At 43.1% G+C, this 806-nt stretch carries 1 protein-coding gene; it reads right to left on the bottom strand.

Annotation, left to right across the window (positions count from 1 at the left end; translation table 11 throughout):
- A partial coding sequence (locus FD32_RS10365; RefSeq protein WP_235803799.1) for an RNA-guided endonuclease TnpB family protein occupies positions 1-630 on the bottom strand: 630 nt, incomplete at its 3' end.
- Positions 631-806: the final 176 nt, after the last annotated feature.

Genomic DNA, 806 nt, shown 5'->3' with positions numbered 1-806 from the left:
TTCTGCCCATTTAGCATTAAAAGTTCCGTACTTAATCCCATCAGAACTAATGGCTAAATCGGCAATGCCAACATCTATCCCGACTGCTTTTCCCGTCTTCCTTAAGTGTTCGGGAGCCTTAACCGCCACTTGTAATGACAGATAGTAACGGCCGGTGGGCTCAAGGCAAACCGTATAGCACTTAATCTTGCCATTAGCTAACAATGTTGTTTTACTGGTCCGAATGCTGCCCAGCTTAGGCAACTTAACCCGCCGTTTAGCAAGGACCCGACAAACTGACCGCCCAGTATAAGCTTGGCGAATAGCGCGACGTGATTTAAAACGTGGGTAACCGCCTTGGCGTTTAAATAACATCTTAAAGGCTTGGGCGAGATTATGATTGACGACGAGGAAGCTAGTTGAGTCACTCGCCCTAAAGAATGGGTATTCCTGCTTAAGCCTCTTCAGTAGATAATTCATCCCGTATTCATTAACGAAGTGACTACTGGGATTATTCTGATATCGTTCCTTGGCCATCGCCAATATTTGGTTCCAAACAAAGCGATTGTTACCAAACATTTGCCACAATTGTTCCCTTTGCCGGGCATTGGGATATAGGCGAAGTTTGATCCCCTTTATAATTTGTGTCATTCTCACCACAATCTTTCGTCATCGGCTAGTCGACAAAGTTGATTAATACCTGAACACCACTCTTTGTTAAGAAAAATTTATATCATATCTCGAAACATGTGTTCGATTAAAAGGTTAAAAAAATCGAGTAGGAGGTAATTGATTAGTTCAATTACCGACCTCTCACACCACCGTAC

It is taken from the genome of Limosilactobacillus panis DSM 6035 (assembly GCF_001435935.1).
GTDB lineage: Bacteria > Bacillota > Bacilli > Lactobacillales > Lactobacillaceae > Limosilactobacillus > Limosilactobacillus panis.
This window is presented reverse-complemented; position numbering and strand designations above follow the sequence as displayed.